Source organism: Rahnella sp. BIGb0236, from assembly GCF_004364755.1.
Taxonomy (GTDB): Bacteria; Pseudomonadota; Gammaproteobacteria; order Enterobacterales; family Enterobacteriaceae; genus Rahnella; species Rahnella victoriana.
In genome coordinates this window covers 1-20,118 of record NZ_SOAO01000012.1, presented here as the reverse complement: position 1 = coordinate 20,118, position 20,118 = coordinate 1, and the positions used below count along the sequence as shown (strand labels likewise).

Below are 20,118 nucleotides of genomic sequence, written 5' to 3'. Positions count from 1 at the left end.
ATCTGAGTTCGTATAGTAAGCGTGTACGGCTTATGGATTGTGTTGCCAACTTTTATAGACAAACTCAATGCTATATCCGTCTGGGTCTCTGACCTGGGCTGCGTAATAACGGGGGTCATAATGCTTCTGTGCTCCCGGTGGGTGAATTTCGGTTGCACCAGCAGCAAGAGCTTCAGCATGCGCCACGTTAACCATGGACTCCGATTCTGCGATGAAACCTACATGGACAGCATCAGCGCAAACAGTCCCCTGCCTGAGCCAGAAAAAAATACGGCCATTTGCACCGAATCCTTTGAGGTCAGGGTGTCCGTGAGGCCCCTGCGCACCGTCATAGTCATGGCGGTTTACGATGCCAAGAACAGAGAGTACGCGCTCATAAAATGCGATTGAACGTACAGGGTCACTGACTGAGATAAAAATATGATCAAGCAAAATAATTTCCTTTATCAGACGTTATAGCCACCCGCAACCTCGATTGACTGCGCATTGATCCAGCCCCCATCGTCCGTCAGCAAAGAGGCAATCACCCGGGCGACTTCATGAGGCTCACCAACGCGCCCCAGCGCAGTTTGTGAAGCGAGCAGAGATTCAAATTCGTCATTAAGCCCACCGCCAAGTTCAGTGCGGATGGGGCCAGGTGATACTGCGTTTACTCTAATCCCGCGTTCGCCAAATTCCTTCGCCATATAGCGACTCAGGACTTCAAGTCCCCCCTTAAATGCTGCGTAAGGGGCGACACCAGCGGTGGCAACACGCGTGGTAGCGCTTGTGATATTGACAATGCAGGAGTCTCTGCGCAGAAGAGGCAGCAGCTTTTGTGTCAGAAAGAATGGCCCCTTGAGATGCACATTCATTAGGCCAGTAAATTGCTCCTCAGTTACGGCTTCAATGGGGTTAAAGAGTCCGTAGCCGGCGTTATTAACGAGGCCATCAAGACCCGTTGTATTCCATTGTGCTTTCATCACCCGCTCAAGGGCAGCCCGGAACTCATCAAAACTACCGACGTCGCCAACATTCAGCTTCATAGCAATGGCTTTACCACCGGAGGCTTGGATGCGCTTGACAACGGATTGCGCTGATTCAGCCTGGTTGTTCCACGTCAGAATGACGCCAAATCCACGCCTTGCACACTCGATCGCTGTGCTGGCACCAATTCCCCTGCTGCCCCCGGTAATCAGAACGTGTTTCATAATTGCTCCTGTAAGTGAAAGAATACGTTACACAGGTTACGCACCGGGATTATCGCTGGCTTATGCGATCCTCTTTGATTGTTGCCCAATTCTGCTTTTATGTTGTTGTGGGTAAGGGAGACGTGTTATCAATCGCTGATGGAAAATAAATTACGCGAACTACGAGAACTGGCATCCGGAGCCGGAAATCAGCGGACAGAGACGGGAATTCCCCGGGTAGCAATGGTGCAGGGAGAAATTCCTGAGCACAGACTTTCTGCTGTTTATGAGCCTATGATTAATCTGATCCTGACAGGTTCAAAAAGCATGACTGTCGGCGGAAGGACATTAAACTACAATCCAGCTACTTATTTTGTCATGTCAGTAGACTTACCCGCAGTAGGAAATGTGTTCCCTGATAACGTTACAAATGCACCTTATCTGGCTGTCAGCCTGACGCCCAAGCCTGAAATTATTGCCGATCTGCTGGACAAGATCCCCGGCACGGGTGACGCTTCCCTCTATCATTCAGGATTTTCAGTAGCGCCAGTCACCCGGGAATTACTGGATGCATGGATTAGAATGCTTACCCTTATCAGAAAGCCTGATGAAATTGCCGCTCTGGCTCCGGCGTATGAACGGGAAATTCTTTTTCGTGTACTACAGGGCCCCCTTGGGTGGATGCTAAGGGAGATCGCAACGCCTGAAACCCACCTTGCAAGGATTTACAAGGTGATCAACTGGATTAAGACAAACTACACACAAGCCATACGTGTAGAGGATCTGGCTGAAATGGCAGCGCTTAGCGTGTCCGCTTTTCACCGCCACTTCCGCGCTATAACTGCCTTAAGCCCCGTGCAATACCAGAAACAAATTCGTCTGATGCATGCCCGGCTTAAGCTCGCCACATCGGGCGAAAATATTATGAATGTCGCGCTATCGGTGGGCTATCAAAGCCACACTCAGTTTAGTCGGGAATACGCACGACAATTTGGATTACCGCCCTCAGCTGATTTGAAAAAAATTTCCCTCAGCCATACCCGCAATTAGCGCAAAGTGAAGATTGCCTGCCAGAATTTTATTCGGTTGTCCTGGCATCAAACGCAGCCTGAGCAAGTGTCACGTCAGAACTGTACTCAATGGTCCAGTTAAATAGCGCCTGAAACGGCGCTTCCAGAGTGCGCCCCAGAGGAGTAATGCTGTATTCAACTGCAATCTGAGACGATGGAATGACGCGACGGGCAATTATGCCGTTTCGTTCAAGACGGCGTAAGCATTGAGTCAGTGACTTCTGGGTAATGCCATCCATGCATCGCTTTATCTCGTTAAACCGCAATGGCTTGCTGCACAGAGCGAAAAGGATTGAGACAGACCACTTGTCAGTTATTTGATCCAGTAATAACCGGCCTGAAGCCTTGTCCTCGCATGAATGACCGGGGTAATACTCCGGACTGTGCGCTTGCCTGTTGTTTGCTGACATACAGTTTACCTCCGTATACCTGGGTGAAAAAAGGTGCCTAATTGACACCAGGTATCCACAGTATACCATCTGAATCACCCATCATAAGGAGCAAATTATGTCAGTATCACTCAGTGAAAATGTTGCAAACAAGCTTGCTATCGTCGATTCACTTTACCGATATGCGGCAGGAATTGATCTCAAAGACCCGGAGTTAATTAAAGGGGCCTTTACTGAAGATGCCGTGTCTGACTTCCGCCCTGCGGGCGCTAAAGCGGGTTTTGAATATCCTGTTCTGGAGGGTAAAGAAACGATAGCTGATGCATTGCTGAATTCGCTTAAGCCGATTGTCACCACTCATTCAGTGACGAACCCACGTGTAACTATCGATGGAGATAAAGCATATCTGGAGGCGATTGTGGAAGCACAGCACTTGCCTGAATCCGATCCCTCACGCCACTATCTGATGAAAAATCGTTATGACGTTGAACTTTTAAAGCAACAAGGCGGCTGGTTCATATGCCGGGTCACAGTTGATAATGTCTGGAGGACGGGTGACCCGACAGTGCTGGCAGGAGTGTAAGGTTTACCGGAACATTGGATAACCAGAATTTCTGAGATATGCAAATGTACTGAAATCTTTATTGTGTGTGCCTTATCTTAAAACAATGGTGGATGAAGGAGCATTAATTCATCCATCGTTAAAAGAAAAGAAGAATGTTTCATATTCCAGGTTAATGACACCATCAGGGCCACTTCAATAGATTTTGATATCTATATAATCATTCTGATGTCCGCTCCTGCCACAAACCAGCCCCGCAAAGTAAAACACCGGTTTTACGCTACCCTCAACCTGATGCAGCGTAAAACCGTCAACCTATGGATCACACCTCAAACATCTCAGCCCCGATATATGCCCCTTCTTTCGGTGCCGGTGGCACGAAGAAAATCCCTGAGCCGATGTGTGGGATGTATTCAGTTATTGCTTCGAACGCAGCCAGATGACCATCGCGACACCCAGCACAATCAGCAGGAAAAGGGAGACGTATTGCAATCCGTTATTCACCTGCGCAAGCACATCGCCGAACATCCAGCCGATACTCAGCAGAAACAGGCTCTTGGGAATGGCCGCCAGAATGTTATAGAACAGAAAAGGCCCCAGCGGCATACGCGCCATACCCGCACCGGTCAGCACCAGGGCGCCCGCCGAATGGGTCAGTTTGGCAATCACCAGCAACCGCCCGCCTTTATGCTCAAAACTTTTCACCATTTTTTCCAGCCGCGCCTGTGTCAGTCCGAGACGCGCCAGCCAGCCGGGCGGTTGGCCGTCAGCGTTGATCACCCAGCGGCCGAGGGAGTAAAAAAGGATATCCCCGAACACCTCCACCGCCAGCACCATGATAAATACGGCGGATAAACTGAAATAATGCAGACGCGCCAGATAGCCTGCAATCACCGTCACCAGCGGCCCTTCGAGGATCACCAGCGGTGTCATAATCAGTAATCCGTGCGATCGGATCAGTGCTTCAAGTGTGTCGGATGAAAACATAATGCCTCAGGCGCGGTTTGCAGATAAAAAAATGGCGGAGAATAACGCTCCGCCATTTTCGTATTGTTTAGCCCTGACGGCAAACGCTTTACTTCGCGCCCGCCACCGCGTCAGGGTGTTCTGTCATCATTCACGTTGAGGTTAAAATTTGATGCAGCAGGCGCCCTGTTCTGCGCCGGAAAGCTGGCTGCGCAAGGCACCGAATAACTCGCGTCCGCAGCCGGTATGTTCTGCGCTGAGATCGGGCTGATAAGGCTGACGCGCCGCCAGTTCCGCAGCACCGACCCGCAATTCCAGTTCGCCGGTCCGGCCATTCACGCGGATGATGTCGCCGTTTTGCACTTTCGCCAGCATGCCGCCGTCGCAGGCTTCCGGTGTGACGTGGATGGCGGAAGGCACTTTGCCGGAAGCCCCGGACAAACGGCCGTCGGTGACCAGCGCCACGCGGAATCCACGATCCATTAATACGCCCAGCGGTGGCATCAGCTTGTGCAGTTCCGGCATGCCGTTGGCCTGTGGTCCCTGAAAACGCACCACCACCACGCAGTCGCGGTTCAGCTTACCGGCTTCAAAGGCGGGCACGATGTCATGCTGGCTGTCGAATACCACGGCAGGCGCTTCGATGATCTGGTTATCCGCCGGGACTGCGGAAGTTTTCATCACGGCGCGCCCCAGATTTCCTGACAGCACTTTGGTGCCGCCGTGGTGCTCAAACGGCTGCGCCACGCGGGCAATCACCGCCGGATCGAGGGAACGTTCCGCCCCTTCGCGCCACGCCAGCGTGCCGTTATCCAGCCACGGCTCCTGCGTATAACGATCCAGACCAAAACCGGCCACGGTATTGACGTCCTGATGCAGCAGGCCGTGCTGAAGCAGTTCACGTACCACCAGCTGCACGCCCCCCGCCGCCTGGAACTGGTTGATATCCGCCGGGCCGTTCGGGTAGATACGGCACAACAACGGCACAGCATCGGACAGCTCAGAGAAATCATCCCAGTTAATGATGATGCCCGCCGCCCGCGCCATCGCCACCAGATGCATGGTCAGATTGGTGGAACCGCCGGTCGCCAGCAACGAGACAATGCCGTTGACCAGGGTTTTCTCATTCAGCATCTGGCCGAGCGGCTGATAGTTGCCGCTGGTTTCGGTCAGGCGGGTGACCTGACGCGCCGCCGAGTCGGTCAGCGCATCACGCAGTGCGCAATCCGGCGGCACAAATGACGCCCCCGGCAGATGCAGCCCCATGACTTCCATCACCATCTGGTTAGTATTGGCGGTGCCGTAAAACGTGCAGGTGCCGATGCCGTGATAGGACGCGGCTTCCGCTTCCAGCAGCGCCTGGCGGTCAACTTTGCCTTCGGTATATAACTGACGTATCCGCACTTTTTCTTTGTTTGGCAAGCCGGTGCTCATCGGTCCGGCGGGGACAAACACCGCAGGCAGATGACCAAATGACAGCGCGGCCATCACCAGTCCCGGCACGATTTTGTCGCAGATGCCCAGATACAGCGCGCCGTCGAACATGTTGTGCGACAGGCCGATGCCCGCTGACAGGGCGATCACGTCGCGGCTCATCAGCGACAGCTCCATGCCGTCCTGCCCCTGTGTGACACCGTCACACATCGCCGGTACACCGCCCGCCACCTGCCCGACCGCGCCGACGGTTTTCAGCGCCTCTTTCAGCCGCTGCGGATAATGTTCATAAGGCTGGTGCGCCGACAACATATCGTTGTAGGCCGTAATAATCGCGATGTCGCTGCGCACCATATTTTTCAGGTCGTTTTTGTCATCCGGCTGGCAGGCGGCAAAGCCATGGGCCAGATTGCCGCAAGCCAGTTGCGCGCGGTGAACGCTGTGTGACCGGGCGGCGGCCATACGCGCCAGAAAGGCTTCACGGCGGGACGCGGAACGGTCGATGATCCGCTGCGTTACGCGGGCTACGGTGTTATTAATCATAGTGTTGTCCCTTTTCTCAGAGCATCGTAAAAGCAATCATGCCGATGAGCCTGCCCGTTATTGCAGATGTTACCGGTAACATGTTATGGGTAACATTATCAGAACCTTTTTATACCCTGACAATCAGCAGGTGATGGCCAAATGAAGATATGTGATCTGCTTCAAAGTAAATTATTAGCCTTGAAACATGTTTCGGAGGGGGGTTAACACCTAAGCAACATTGGCGGCCGTGATGACGTGGTGCCCGCATTGCCCGCGCTCAAAATGCTAAAAAGCGCACACTTTGCTTAATTTTTTATTTCCGCCTTGTAATTATTTAATTCCTTGTCTATTACTTAGAGACGATGATAACCCGTTGTTTACAAGGTGGGTTATTTTCCGGCAAGGTGACTATAAATAAAGGTTATTTACTTACTCTTCCTTCAATTTACTGGGCAAACTTTAAACCTGAGGCTTACATGAAAATATCTAAAACGTTGCTGGCTGTGGCTGTAATGGGTTGTGTTTCTTTCAGCGCCTACTCGGCTGAATTGATGAAGAAAGTTGATTTCGAAAAAGTGGCATCTGAATATACCAAAGTGGGTTCTGTCACCACCTCGAATAAAACCTCGCAGTCCGGTGCCATTGAAGATTTATCGAAAAAAGCCGATAAAAAAGGCGGCGATGTTTTTGTATTAACGTCTGGCAATACCAACAATAAAATTCACGGCACGGCTGACGTTTATAAGAAAAAGTGATTTGTTAAGTGTTCACGTAATAAAGGGAGCCCGCACATTTGCGGGCTTCTTTGTTATTGCCTCAGAAGCGGATTTTAATCCCCACCGTGCCGCTCAGATCATTGGATATCTGACTTTTTGATCCGCCGTTCTGGTAGCTTTTGCCCACTTCGGTGTACGCCTGCACTTCTGACGTGGCCGCCCAGGTCGCGCCCAGTGCCACTTCGGTACTGCTGTAACGCTGGTCAGCGGTCAGCGTGGTTTTTCCGGCGCTGTTGGAGGTGTTGGTAAAGGTGGTCGAATCGCTGCCATCCGACAATTCCTGCCACAGATTGACCCGCACATACGGCTTCACACTGCCCTGTTGCGTGTCGTATTGACTGGTCAGACGCACACCCAGACGACCAATCACCGCATCATCAGCCTCGATGTCGGCACGGGTTTTGGCATCGCCCGGCATGATCACGCTGTCGAAATCGCTGTGCTGCCAGATAAGCTGAGCCTGCGGTTCCAGTGCCCAGTTGCTGTCACCCAGTTGCCAGGGTTTGCCCACTTCCACTGACGCGACAAACGTATTGCCGTCAGGGCTGAGCGAATCGTGGCTGTTGCCGGTTTTCAGATCCACGCTGTGGCGGCCATATTGCAGCACATTGTCGACATACAACCCGTCATCCCCCGTCCAGGTGGCGTAGCCGCCGAGGTAAAACGCAGTATCCGAGGTATAGCCCGCGCCACCGGAGGTCTGGCCCTGATAGCTGGTATCGATATCGAGCACGGTGGTGTAAATCCCTGCCCGCCAGCTTTCGTTCTGATACAAATCCACCCCGGCCTGCATTCCGTTCATGCGGGAATCTGCCTGCGTTGCCGTGGCATCGTTCAGGCTCTGGTGAGTGGATTGCGCGATATAACGCGCCCAGAAACGTCCTTCCTGATCTTCCGGCACGGTTTTGTCGTAAGGTTTTTCATCCCCGACACGCAGATGCAGCGTGCCGAGCACCGCCAGATCCGCCTGACGTACCGTGGTCGCCAGCCCGTTGAAGGCCGGGACATCCGGGCGATAGGTGGCGCGCAGGAACCAGTCTTCCCCCGCGCCGCCGGCATCGGCGGCAAACAGCCGGTACTGGAAGGCACCGGCATCAAGATGATCGGCACCGAGGGTAAAGGCGTCTTTGGTGGTTTGCGCGGTGGTGGTCGCGCCATTCACCGCTTCCACCACCGTGATGCCATCGCCGGTGGTTTCCTCGCCGAGCTGGCTGACATCAATATCCAGCCGGGTGACGCCGCTGGCGCTGCCGCCGTTAATCACCAGCCGGTCGGCCACCCCGGGGCTGTGCTGCTGCGCGGCAATTTTCAGTACACCGTTCATGCCAACATAGTCACCGTTTACTGTCAGTGTGGAACCGACATCGCCGCCGCGCAGATTTACCGTGCCCTGATTCACCAGCGAGCTGAGGGTCTGAGACGTACCGCCGGTATCCAGTAACGCACCGGCGCTGACGAGATGGTCTGACTGACTGCTCAGGGTATTCGCACCGCTGGCCAGCAATGTGCCGCTTTGTACCCGCGTCAGTCCTGAATAGGTATTGCGGCCGCTCAGTACCGTGGTGCCGGTACCCTGCTGCCATAGCTGGCCGGTGCCGGAAATATCACCGGGCAAGGTCAGCAGGTTTGCGCGGTTAATCTGTAAGACCGCATTATTGACAATATCGCCGACAATGCTGCCCTGTTCGCCGCCGTTACCCAGCTGAACGGTGCCTTCACTGAGGGTCGTCGTGCCGGTATAGGTATTATCCTGCGTCAGCGTCAGGGTACCGCCGCCGGTTTTAGTCAGTGCGCCGTTGCCGCTGATCACGCCGTTCAGCGCCACATTTTTGCCATCGGTATCCACCGTCCCGCCGCCGCTTTGCAGGCTGACGGCACGGCCGGTATTAAAGGCGCTGCCATAGCGCAGCGTGCCGCCGTCAAAGGCCAGCCCGCTGCCGGACTGTCCGAGGTTATTGTCTGCCGACACCTGTAAGGTGCCCTCTGAAATCGTCGTGCCGCCACGGTAGGTATTGTCGCCGCCAAGTATCAGCGTCCCGGCGTCGGTTTTGTTGATGCCGCCGCTGCCTGCGATTTGCGAGTTAATGGTCGCGGTATAATCCGCGCCCTGCGCGGTCCCGTCGCCGACGCGGATTTGTGTATCGGCGGTTGTGGTGGTGATCACGCCATCCGTGACAACGTAACCGTCGGTGGCAAACTGCGCGCCGCTGATGTTCACCGCACCGAGGCTGTTATCCACCGTGACGTTGCCTTTGGTGCCACCGAAAATGGCGAAGGAATTGTCGCTGAACGGCGCATTAAAGCGGCCATCCGGTGTGGTGACATCCGTTGACCAGTTATCGTTGCCGCTGCTGTTCTGCCAGACGCCGTTACCGCCTTCAATCTGACTGTCATTTTTGTTGGCGCTGTCGGCACCGTCCCAGAATCGCAGGATAACGCCGGTGCGGTTCACCAGATTCACCTGACCGGCAATCGATGTCTGCACATACATGTCATCTGCCGCCTGAGGCGCGGTGCCGATATCCAGCTGGTTATTGGTCAGCGCACCGGTGTAATTAAGGACACGGTAAATACCGACATCAAAGGTGCCGCCGGGGGTTTGGGTGATGTTCAGCTTGCCGTTGAGGTTCAGATCGCCGTTGACGTTGATCAGGTCATTCAGGCTGCCGCCTGCGACATAAGAGCGGCCAAACTGGAAATCGATTTGTGCGTTCTGATTTAGCGTCAGACCGCCGGTGGTCAGCACGCCGACGCTGTTCAGAGCCGCGCCCGCCGCAAGATGACCGTTATCTGCCACCGTGACATTGCCGCCCAGCGTACCGTTACCGCCGAGCGTGGCACCCGACACCACGCTGACTGCACCGGTGGCGGCCTGCTGATTGCCATTGACCAGCAAAACGCCCTGCTGCACGGCGGTGGCACCGGTGTAAGTGTTGTCGCCGGTGAGTGTCAGGGTGCCGTTGCCGGTTTTGCTCAGGCTGCCCCCCGCACCGCTGATCACCCCGCTGATGCCGTCATTGCGGCTGAGCGCCCCTTCGGTCAGTGAGGCCGCGCCGAGCACCACATTGCCCGCGCCGGAAAGCGAACCGATCGCCGTGCCGCTGCTGTCGGCGATATTCACCACGCCGCCCGCGTTATTGGCAATCGTTGCCCCCGCGCCCGTCGCCTGCCCGGCAAAGGTCACCAGCCCGTTGCTGGTCATCACGGCGTTGCCGCCATCCGCCTGCCCGCTGAGGTTCATTTGTGTGCCGGACGCCAGCGTAAACCGCCCGTTGCCGCCGCGGGCATTGTCGCTCAGCCTGACCACCGCACCGTCAGTGGCCGTCGTCACGCTGTCGGCCGCTGACGCGGAATCGTTGAAGGTCAGAATGCCGCTGTCGAGCGTAAAGGCGTGGCTCTGTGCCGTCGCGCTGTTATTGAAATTCACCGTACCTTGCTGATTCACCGTCACCGTGCTGTCGGATTTACCGAACACGCCGGTGGTATTGGCATCCACCGCCACTACGGTTGCGCCGTTATTGCCGCTCACCGTCGTCGCACCCTGATAGCTGTTGGCGCGGTTGAGTACCATCGTGCTGTCAGCGGCCGTCGTGGAATCACGCACCGTCAGTGGCCCGAGTCCGCCAATCACGCCGGTCGGGGTAAACGTATGCCCGAAGAGATCTATCTGTCCGCCGCCGGTCTGGCTGAGGAACAGCGGTCTGTCCGTGGTGTAATCCGCCCCAATCTGTAATGTCGCATTGTTGTTGATCAGCACGGAGGCACCGGCCACGCCGAGGTTTTCATCGGCGGAGACGTTCAGCGTGCCGTTATAGATTTCGGTCCCGCCGGTATAGCTGTTGTTGCCGGTCAGGATCAGCCTGCCGGGGTCGAATTTCAGCAATTTCAGCCGGTCAGTCGCGCCCGCTTCCGGCGTGAGATCGGTATTGAGCGTGGTCGTCACATTCGCGCCGTCAGCGCCTGCACCGACTCGTACCACAAAATAGGCATCGGCCACCGTTTCACCCTGCGCCTGATAATTCACCGACGGAACAAGATCGGCTGTGCGGGTAATGGTCAGCGGATCGCCGTCAAGAACGTAGCCGCTGGAGTCAAACTGCATACCGGAAATCCGCACCGGATCGTAGGCATTGCTGACCGTGACGGTCCCGCTTTGCCCCTGGAAGATCGCAAACGAACTCTGGCTCCACGGTTCGTTGCCCGCACCGGTGTCCGTCGTCCAGTTATTGGTGTCGCCCAGCGCACGCGACTGCCAGACGCCAGTACCGCCACTGACCACCCCGTCGCCGGAGGTGCCGTTACCGTGATTGCCGCCCAGCAGATCGCCATCCCAGTATTGCAGCGTGGTTAAATCGTTCTCCGGCGCGCCGACCACCAGATTGACCTGATGATCAATCGACGTCTGGATATTGAACACGCCGGTATTGCCCGGCGGCAGCGAGACGATCTGCAACCCGTTATTGACCTGATCCGCCTTGTCACCGGCATAGCTGAACAGCCGGTACAATCCGGGGACGAAAATCCCTCCGGCGGAAAGCGTGACGTTCAGCTGGCCGTCGAGGGTGATATTTTTTCCGACATTGACGAAATCATTCAGCGCGCCGCCTTCGGCAAACAACTGGCCGAGTTCAAACTTGCTGTTGGTGGTGGCAGACAGGTTCAGATTGCCTTTGATGTTCAGCGTGCCCGCACCGCCGTCACCCGGCGAGAGCGTGGTATTCGCGCCAAATGTGACATCACCGCCGATCGTGCCGTTGCCGCCCAGCGTGGTGCCGCTGGCAACGGTGGTCGCGCCGGTGGCTGCCGTCTGATCGCCGTTCACCAGCAGTGTTCCGCCATTAACCTGCGTCACGCCCTGATAAGTGTTTGCGCCGCTCAGCCGCGTGGTGCCGCTGCCGGTCTGATAGAACGCGCCGGTTCCGCTGATCACGCCGCCCAGATTCACCGTGTCGGACTGGTTAATGTTCAGCACGCCGTTGTCGGTGATATTGGTCAGCGGCGATAACGCCCCCGGCGCACCGCCATTGCCCAGTTGTAACGTACCGCCGCTCTCGATCAGCGTATTGCCGGTATAGGTGTTCTCGCCGGTCAGGATGGTGGTGCCACCGCCCGCGCGTTCCAGCCCGCCGGTGCCGCTGATGATGCCGGAATAGGTCTGTGCGGCGGACAGGCCGTCAAATATCAGCAGGCTGTCCGCGCCGTCGGTGCTGACGTTGTAGTTATTGATGCTGGCCAGTGCGGAATTAGTGACGTTGTCACCACTACGCACAGTGGCACCGTCGCTGATGCGGATCTGCGGCATGCCGGAAAGCTGTAAATTATCCACCACGCGCAAATCCGCGTCGCTGCCGGTCACCGCCAGCGTGCTCCAGCCGGTGCCGATATTGGTGACCGGTGACGCATCTGCCGCCAGCGAGCCAATCTGTGCCGGATCGCTGCCCGCGTGCGTATCGGTAAAGGTCAGCGTGCTGCCGCTGCCGCCATTACTGAGAATGTGGCGGGTAGCGCTGAGATCCACATCGCCGATGTTGGCGCGGTCATTGCCGTCTGAGCCGGTGAAATCCACCGCGCCATCCAGCGTGCCCCCGTTCCAGGTAAAGGTGTCCGCTCCCGAACCGAGATTGATCAGCCCGGTGGTCGCCTGGGTGCCGGACAGCGTGACATTGTCACTTCCGCTCCCCGTCCGCAATGCCGTGGCCGTATTGCTGGCGGCGCTGAGCGTCCCCTGATTGGTCACGGTATTGGCGGCGCTGCCGCTGGCGTCAATCACCACCGAGTTCTGGCTGGCATCCGTGATGGTGCCGTTGTTAAGAATTGTGCGGCTGGCGGCGCTGCCGTTGATGCGGATTAAGGCCAGCGGATTAAGCGCGCCGGTGGCGTTAATCGTCCCGTTGTTGGTAAACGCGCCCGCATTGGTGGCGAGCACCGAGGTATTGGTGTTGCTGCTGGTCTGGATATTGCCGTTATTGGTGACACCGCTGGCATCGGCCGCCGAAATCGCCGCTCCGCCGGTCGCGCCCATGGTGATATTGGCACCTGAGGTCACGCTGCCGTTGGTTTTCGCCAGAATACCGTTGCCGTTCGCGCCGGTCACATCAATGGTGTAACCGGTGCCGATGGTCAGATTACCGGTCGTATTGCTGCCATCCGTCTGTTCAAACGCAAACCCTGACCCGCTGCCGGACACATTGAGGATATTGCCGGTTCCTTCGGCATTGAACGTCACGGCGGTGCGGATGGCCGGACCATCGGCGGCGTTGATCACCACGTCAGTCAGATTAATGTTGGACGTATCCGCCTTGTTATTGATGCCCGCGCCGGTGCCTGTGATATCAATCTGTGTATTGCTGGCGGTCAGGGACGATGAACCGGTATCCATCAGAATGCCGTCCGCGCCGCCGCTGGCGGTGATCTGATTATTGCTGCCGCTGATCGCCAGCGCCGCGCCGTTCCCCACCAGCTGGACGGCTGCCAGCCCGCCGGTGGCCGTCACATCACCGAGCTGCGTGACCTGCGCCCCCGCGCCCTGAACTTTCACCCCGACATTGCCGCTGTTGGTCACACCGGACACCGTGATGCCGCGTGAGTTGGTCAGCGTACCCTGGTCCTGAATATAGACACCGATGTTGTTGGTGCCGGAGACGCTGATCGGCGCATTGTTGGTGGCGATACCGCCGTCGTGCAGATAGATGCCGATATTGTTGCTGCCCGCCAGCACGGTGCCATCGCTTTCGATATCTACGTTGCCTTTGTGCGAAATGTCATAGCCTTTGATGCCGCTCTGACTGGCGGTGGTGCCGATATCCACTCTGGAAAGCACGTTGGTTTCCAGCGCGTCGTCACTGTCGCCAATCGTCCCGTCGATCGCATAGCTGCGGCCATCCACCACCACGGCGGTGGAATTGTTGTGATTCAGCAGAATGCCGCCGTTGTTGATGGTCCCGGTTGCGCCGCCGGTGATTTTCACCCCGACCGCATTTTCACCGTTCACCGAAATGGTCGCCGAACCGGTATCCAGCGTGGTCAGCGCATCATCGCCCCCGCCCGGCTGGCCGTCCGCGCCGGTATCCAGCCCGTTAGCGAATACGCCCGTTGAACCGGTGCCGCTGACCGTCAGTGCATACGCCCCCGCGCCGCCGGAATCACCGTCAAACTGCGCGCCATGGTCAATCAGGAACAACACCGACTTCGCCTGAGCGTTGTCATTGATGATGGCGCTGCCGAGATTGATTTTGGCGTCCTCGCCGTAGGCGTAATAACCAATCTGGCTGTTATTGGCGAAATTCAGCAATGCATTCGCGCCCACGTTGATAGTGGCGGATCCCCGCGCATGGACCCCAATCGCACCGGCGGATAACAGGTTAATCGCAGAGTTGATCGTGGCCGTGGCCTGATTGCCGTTCAGCCCTTCGGCGTAGACCGCATAATTGCGGTAAGTGTAAGGGTTGCTGTCGTTGCCGCCGTTATCACCGGCCGCGCCGACGGTGAGGGTACCGGAATTGGTAGAATTCACTGCCGCCGCTGCGGAGCTTGCCAGCAGGTTGATCGCCACGTTGTTCTCGCCGGTGACACGGATGATGCCGGTATTGGTGACGCTGGTGGTGTTAGTGACGGATAAGCCATAATTCGGTGCCGCAGAGCCGTTCGCACCCAGGCCGCCCAGCACATTGATCGTACCGGCGTTCAGCACCGCGCCGGTGCCACCATTGACCAGCATACCCACCGCGTTTCGCGTCGCAGTGCCGAGGGTAATCGTCCCGTTGTTGGTCACATTGCCGGTGCTGCTGGTGCGGATAGCCGCAGACTGTACCGCGCCGCCCACCATGCTGATGGCAGAAGGTGCGGCGCTGGCCGTCACCGGCGTGGTGCCGATATAAATATTGCCACCGGTGGCGTTGGTAAAGGTCGCCGCGCCGGAAATATCCGCCGCGTAACCGCTGGCGCGCCCGTTGGTATTATGGCTGTTACCGGTCAGCGCAAGGGTGCCGCTGTTGGTGGCCGTGGTGGTGCCCTGCGCCTGCATCCCCACCGCGTTCGCCGTGGTGCTGTCGGTCAGCGCGACGTTGATATAGCCGGTATTGGATAACTGGCTGGCGCCCAGCCCCTGCATCGCCACGCTGCCCTGATTACTGACATTCTGGTTGCTGCCATTTTTCTCCAGAAACAGTCCGGCATTGAGGGTGCCGGTGTTGGTGGCGGTGGCATCTGTCGCCTTCATACCCACACCGGCCGGGCTGGCGCTGTCACTGCGCCAGATATTGATATTGCCGTTGTTGGTTATCGTGGCACCTCGGTCTGCGCGCATCACGGTTGAGGCACCGTCCACCGCCAGGCTGCCGGTGCTGGTCACGGTGCCCGTCGCCAGTGCGCCGGTGGCGTAAATCACATTCAGATCGCCGGTGCCCAGCGTGGCGTTATTGGTGTGCGACAGTGAATCCTGCCAGACGTGATAAGTCAGATCCACGCGGTTACTTTGTTCGTTATCCAGCAGACTTTGAATAATGGCGTTATAGGTATTCTGGGCAATCACCGTCGAATCAATCACCGCCCCGCCATTCTCCGGCGGTAACGTGACGCCGCCGGTCAGCCACAGCTGAACCTGACTGTTTTCGCGGCTGGTCCCCAGCAGGAAGTTATTCACGGTAGCAATGTCAGCCGCCGAGGTAATGTCAAACTCACGGGTGCCTATCTGAACCACCCTTCCTGCCACCAGTGCGTAATTGGGCAGCGTGATGGAATCACTGTATTTTGAACTGACAGCGGTTTCAGATTGCAGGTCACTGTCGATCACTGCCGCCGGTGAAAAATGAACATAGTTATCCGACAACCAGTTCACCTGACTGGCTGCATTGTCCGTGCCGTCTGCTTTTGCCAGCGTGGAATTCTTCGCCAGCAGATTAAGGGTGTTGGCGGCCGCAGAGATAGCCGTCGTGCCGCCGGTATCGGCACCGATATTGATATTGGCGGTACCGCCGTTTGCCGAGACGCTGGCAATACCGAAATTGTTGTAGATATGAAACGAGTTCGGCGCATAGACGTTGAGTGCTAAATCGCCGACTTTCGCATCCGTTGACGATGAGAAGGTCGAGGAATCATAGACTTTAATCACCGAATAACTGCCATCCAGCCCCGGCACCACCACGTTCAGCTCCTGATTTTGCTGGGGTACGGCGGGGTTGGTGGAGTAGGTAAAGTTATCGATATTGGCGGAGGTGATCGGCGTGACGACATTATTGGCATCCGTGGCCTCAATCAGGGTGATGCGCCCCGGGTCCGCACCGGTGCCCGTGCTGTCTGTCAGGCCGTTGCGCACCAGTAACGTGGTGAACGTGCCGTTCGAACCGGCGGCAAGGGTCGGGATCGCCCCGAGAATATTCAACGTCGTCCCGGCGGCATAATGATTGGCCGTGGCGGTGTCGCCATCAATGGTGAAAGCAAAACCCGTTTCACGCAGAATGTCGTAATTGGCGAGAACCGGGAAAGTATAAGAAGGATACGCCACTGCCCAGTTCACATCTTCCGCCAGCACCGGCGTGGTGGTTAACGCCAGGGCGACCGAAACGGCCAGACGGGTGCGGCCACTGCCCTTGCGCTGCCCTTTGGTGGTTTCAGGTGCGGCAACCCACGCAGACCTGACTTCGCTCCATATCAGACGGTAGATCTTATTCATCAGAGGATCCCGGATAAAGTGATTCAACATGGCCTGCATGGCCTTCAGAAAACGCGATACGGCTGGAGTGACTGGCTGACAAATCTGACTAAAAAATCTCTTTTAACCTAAACCTACAACGAAACATCCTGAAATTTGCCTTTTTAATTCCTTACATAAAGGTAAGCTACACTTACAAAAACGCAACATTGTGCGAATAATTTGGTGACATCACAGGCCGTCCGCTGGCCCTCTGCTTATTATCTAAAAGGGAAATTTTATGTTGCTGTCGGCTCCGCTGATGCTGGTGATTATTGGTCTGGGATCGTTGCTGGCGCAGTGGCTGGCCTGGCTGCTGAAAATTCCCGCCATTCTGCCGCTGCTGTTACTGGGCGTGGTGCTCGGGCCGGTCGCGCAGGTGATCACCCCCGATGCCCTGTTTGGCGATCTGCTGTTTCCGCTGGTGTCGATCTCGGTGGCGATCATTTTGTTCGAAGGCGCGCTGACGCTGAGGATTGATGAAGTCCGCGGGCTGGGCGGCGTGGTGCGCAATCTGGTGACCATCGGCATGCTGGTGACTTTCGCGGTGATAAGTCTGGCGTGCTGGTGGTTGCTGGGATTTGCCCCGGAACTGGCGGCGCTGGTGGGCGCGGTCACGGTGGTCACCGGGCCGACGGTGATTGCGCCGCTGATGCGCGTGGTGCGCCCGAACGCGGCCATCAATCAGGTGCTGCGCTGGGAAGGGATTGTGATTGACCCGGTGGGCGCGATCTTCACCCTGCTGGTGTTTGAATTTATTACCCTGCGCGAACACGCAGAATCGCTGACCCATCTTTTCTGGACGCTGGGTGCGACCGTGGCGGCCGGACTGGTGCTCGGATCGCTGTTTGGTTATCTGCTCGGTGTGGCGCTGCGCCGCGTGTGGATCCCCGCTTATCTGCAAAACCTCGGCGTACTGGCGGTGATGCTGACGGCGTTCGGTCTGTCGAATGCCCTCGCCGATGAATCCGGCATGCTGACCGTCACCGTGATGGGGATCTGGCTCGCCAATATGCGCGATGTGGATACCACCGATATTCTGGCTTTTAAAGAGGAACTGTCGGCCATCCTGATCTCGGCGCTGTTTATTATTCTGGCGGCACGGCTGGATATCCACGCGCTGATGGCGATGGGCTGGCCGCTGGTGATCCTGTTGCTGGTGGTGCAGTTTATCGCCCGTCCGTTGTGTATCGCGGTGTCAACCTGGCGTTCGTCCCTGCACTGGCGGGATCGTCTGTTGTTGTGCTGGATTGCCCCGCGAGGCATCGTTGCGGCGGCGGTCAGTTCGCTGTTCGCCCTGACCCTGCAACGCATGAATTATCCGCAGGCCGACAAACTGGTGACCGTGGTATTTGCCATCATCATCGGCACGGTGGTGTTGCAAAGCCTGACCAGCCGGGCGATTGCCCGCGGATTACGGGTACAGCAGCGGGCACCGCGTGGCGTGCTGATCATCGGGGCCAATACCGTGGCACGGGCGCTGGCGAAAGTGCTGATGAAACAGGATATTCCGGTTCGGCTGACCGACAGCAGTTGGGAGTATTACCGTCAGGCCCGGATGGATGGCATTCCTGCTTATTACGGCAATGCCTGGTCGGAACATGCGGAAAACTATCTGGATCTGAGCAGTACGGCGCAGGTGCTGGCGCTCTCACCGAACCGCCATCAGAACGCGCTGGCGGTATACCATTTCGGCCATATTTTCGGCCGTGATAACGTGTTTGCCGTGCGATCCGGCCCGGCGATTAAAGGGGCGCGTTCGCAGGAAAACAGCCGCTTCCAGCGTCATGAAGTGCTGTTCAGTACCGAAGCCACTTATTCCAAACTCAGTTCCCTGCTGGCACAGGGCGCGGTGATCAAGGCCACCCATCTGAATGAAAGTTTTGGCTGGATTGATTATCTGGAGAAAAACAGCGGCGTGCTGCCCCTGTTTGCCGTGCGGGAAAACCAGTCGCTGGTGATATTAAAAGACGGCAATACCCCGCCCGTCCCCTGCACATTGATTGCACTGGTGAACGGCGCGGGGTAAATAAACATTTTTATAGTTGCACGCTTCATAATTAATGTTTAATCACGCTTTATCTTTAAAAGTTGTATTGTTTACTGCGGCAGCCACCACAACGTTTGTTACTTCAGTTGTGCCGCAGAGCCATCATTTTAACCCCACTTGTTCGAGAATTTTATTTATTCCCCCAACACCCCAATCGGTTACTGCGTGATATACCTGCCCAGCGTCGGGTCGTAATGCCGTTGGCGGGTGTAGTGCAGCCACGACTCCTCATCAAAATACTGGCACTTCATGCGCAAGGCTGTTAGAACAAATTGCAAGTAAATGTTATTAATATTATATTTTAATTTCTTCATATTTATATTTGTCACTAAAGAAATCATTGCGAGAGCATTTCAACCTCTCAATACCAAATAATCAGTTTTTGTATGTACTCCTCGTGGGTATCATTAATTCAATTTTTATTGCCACCACTTTCAACTAACTTGCCTCGCCCCACTTACTCATTAAATTCCCCGCATGCTAACTCGGAGTTTTGCCCTGTTGTTTACCAAGGCCAGTTAGCTCATATGTGAGTAATTAGCTCATACCCCATAGGCATTAACAATAAAAAACCCAACCATGTAAAATATTAACAAAGCTGTGATAATAGCCAATAGAACACTATTCTTTGTATTATTGCCTTTATTTACGTTCACTTTAAAAAAACATATTGCACCAGATGTAATTATCATTATAAAAAACAAATGCTTGTACGTTGATTTTTTGAAGATAAAACCACTTTTCACAAAGAAAATATAAATCACAATGCAAATAATTGAAAACAATAGTGCGATTAGGAAGGATCTAAAAAATTGTCTCAACATAATTAAAACCCGCCAAAAACGGTTGAGGGATTTATTTTCATCAATGGACTTCCATATTTAGACTTGCAAATATTCTCTGTTATAACCATAAGGTTATTTGTTTCTGCTTTGCAATTGCTAACGACAAGGGAATTAAAATTTTCATTTTCTTTCTTGTTTAATGCGGAGAAAGCATCCGAAATACAATCATTTGACAGGGATATTTTCTCGGCCAAAGATTTTTGTAGTGCTTTTTTAGCCGTGTTAATATCAATGGATTGATCTTTATTCCACCCTTTTAAATTAGCATCATTACCCCAGCTATAAGTGTTTAATACATTACCATTTTCATCTGTCACAGCCGTGAATGTATGAGTCAACGGATTCCATCTTTGGCTAACTGTTTCGCCTAATGCTGATAAGTCTCTGTTCACAATAAATACATCTAGTCCTAAAGGATGGACTAATGTTCCTGGATTATTGCACCCATAAGCATACCCATCCCATCCCCCCAATAACCCAATCGGGTCCTGCGTGATATACCTGCCCAGCGTCGGGTCGTAATAGCGGTGGCGGTTGTAGTGCAGCCCTGACTCCTCATCATAATGCTGACCCTGCATGCGGATGGGCTGGTACATGCGCAGCGGGTTGCTGCCGTCCACCTGATTGCCCCACGGGTCGAACTC

The 20,118-nt window shown here is 55.5% G+C and carries 11 protein-coding genes; 4 read left to right on the top strand and 7 right to left on the bottom strand.

The annotated features are described in order from the left end of the window. Positions 1-30: 30 nt before the first annotated feature. Positions 31-432: a VOC family protein gene (locus tag EDF78_RS19915; RefSeq protein ID WP_133823761.1), complete on the bottom strand. Its 402-nt coding sequence runs from the start codon at positions 430-432 to the stop codon at positions 31-33. Positions 433-446: 14 nt separating this feature from the next. After that, the gene (locus tag EDF78_RS19910; RefSeq protein WP_133823760.1) at positions 447-1,190 is read right to left on the bottom strand and encodes an SDR family oxidoreductase; all 744 of its coding nucleotides are present in this window, start codon (positions 1,188-1,190) and stop codon (positions 447-449) included. A 138-nt stretch (positions 1,191-1,328) separates the two neighbouring features. Between EDF78_RS19910 and EDF78_RS19905 the strand changes: the two genes are divergently transcribed. After that, a complete protein-coding gene (locus EDF78_RS19905) occupies positions 1,329-2,219 on the top strand; it encodes an AraC family transcriptional regulator (protein ID WP_133823759.1) in 891 nt (296 codons plus the stop codon). Between the two features lie 28 nt (positions 2,220-2,247). Here the strand turns inward: EDF78_RS19905 and EDF78_RS19900 are convergent, their stop codons facing one another. After that, on the bottom strand, positions 2,248-2,649 hold the full coding sequence (locus tag EDF78_RS19900) for a helix-turn-helix domain-containing protein (protein WP_133823758.1): 402 nt from the start codon (positions 2,647-2,649) through the stop codon (positions 2,248-2,250). A gap of 97 nt (positions 2,650-2,746) precedes the next feature. Here EDF78_RS19900 and EDF78_RS19895 point away from each other — a divergent pair, with 97 nt between their 5' ends. Further along, the gene (locus EDF78_RS19895; protein WP_133823757.1) at positions 2,747-3,211 is read left to right on the top strand and encodes a nuclear transport factor 2 family protein; all 465 of its coding nucleotides are present in this window, start codon (positions 2,747-2,749) and stop codon (positions 3,209-3,211) included. Positions 3,212-3,607: 396 nt separating this feature from the next. On the opposite strand, the gene EDF78_RS19890 is transcribed toward EDF78_RS19895, so the two are convergent. Next, on the bottom strand, positions 3,608-4,177 hold the full coding sequence (locus EDF78_RS19890; protein ID WP_133823756.1) for a VTT domain-containing protein: 570 nt from the start codon (positions 4,175-4,177) through the stop codon (positions 3,608-3,610). Positions 4,178-4,318: 141 nt separating this feature from the next. Continuing rightward, on the bottom strand, positions 4,319-6,133 hold the full coding sequence (gene edd, locus EDF78_RS19885) for a phosphogluconate dehydratase (protein WP_133823755.1): 1,815 nt from the start codon (positions 6,131-6,133) through the stop codon (positions 4,319-4,321). A 458-nt stretch (positions 6,134-6,591) separates the two neighbouring features. On the opposite strand from edd, the gene yahO reads away from it, so the two are divergent. After that, on the top strand, positions 6,592-6,870 hold the full coding sequence (gene yahO / locus EDF78_RS19880; RefSeq protein WP_095921944.1) for a DUF1471 family periplasmic protein YahO: 279 nt from the start codon (positions 6,592-6,594) through the stop codon (positions 6,868-6,870). Between the two features lie 61 nt (positions 6,871-6,931). Here the strand turns inward: yahO and EDF78_RS19875 are convergent, their stop codons facing one another. Continuing rightward, positions 6,932-16,561, bottom strand: coding sequence for an autotransporter-associated beta strand repeat-containing protein (locus tag EDF78_RS19875; RefSeq protein ID WP_133823754.1), 9,630 nt, complete (start codon positions 16,559-16,561; stop codon positions 6,932-6,934). A 259-nt stretch (positions 16,562-16,820) separates the two neighbouring features. Here EDF78_RS19875 and EDF78_RS19870 point away from each other — a divergent pair, with 259 nt between their 5' ends. Next, positions 16,821-18,608, top strand: coding sequence for a sodium:proton antiporter (locus EDF78_RS19870; RefSeq protein ID WP_095921943.1), 1,788 nt, complete (start codon positions 16,821-16,823; stop codon positions 18,606-18,608). Positions 18,609-19,455: 847 nt separating this feature from the next. Here the strand turns inward: EDF78_RS19870 and EDF78_RS25995 are convergent. After that, positions 19,456-20,118 (bottom strand): RHS repeat-associated core domain-containing protein (locus tag EDF78_RS25995; RefSeq protein ID WP_133823753.1); only part of this gene is annotated, 663 nt, incomplete at its 5' end.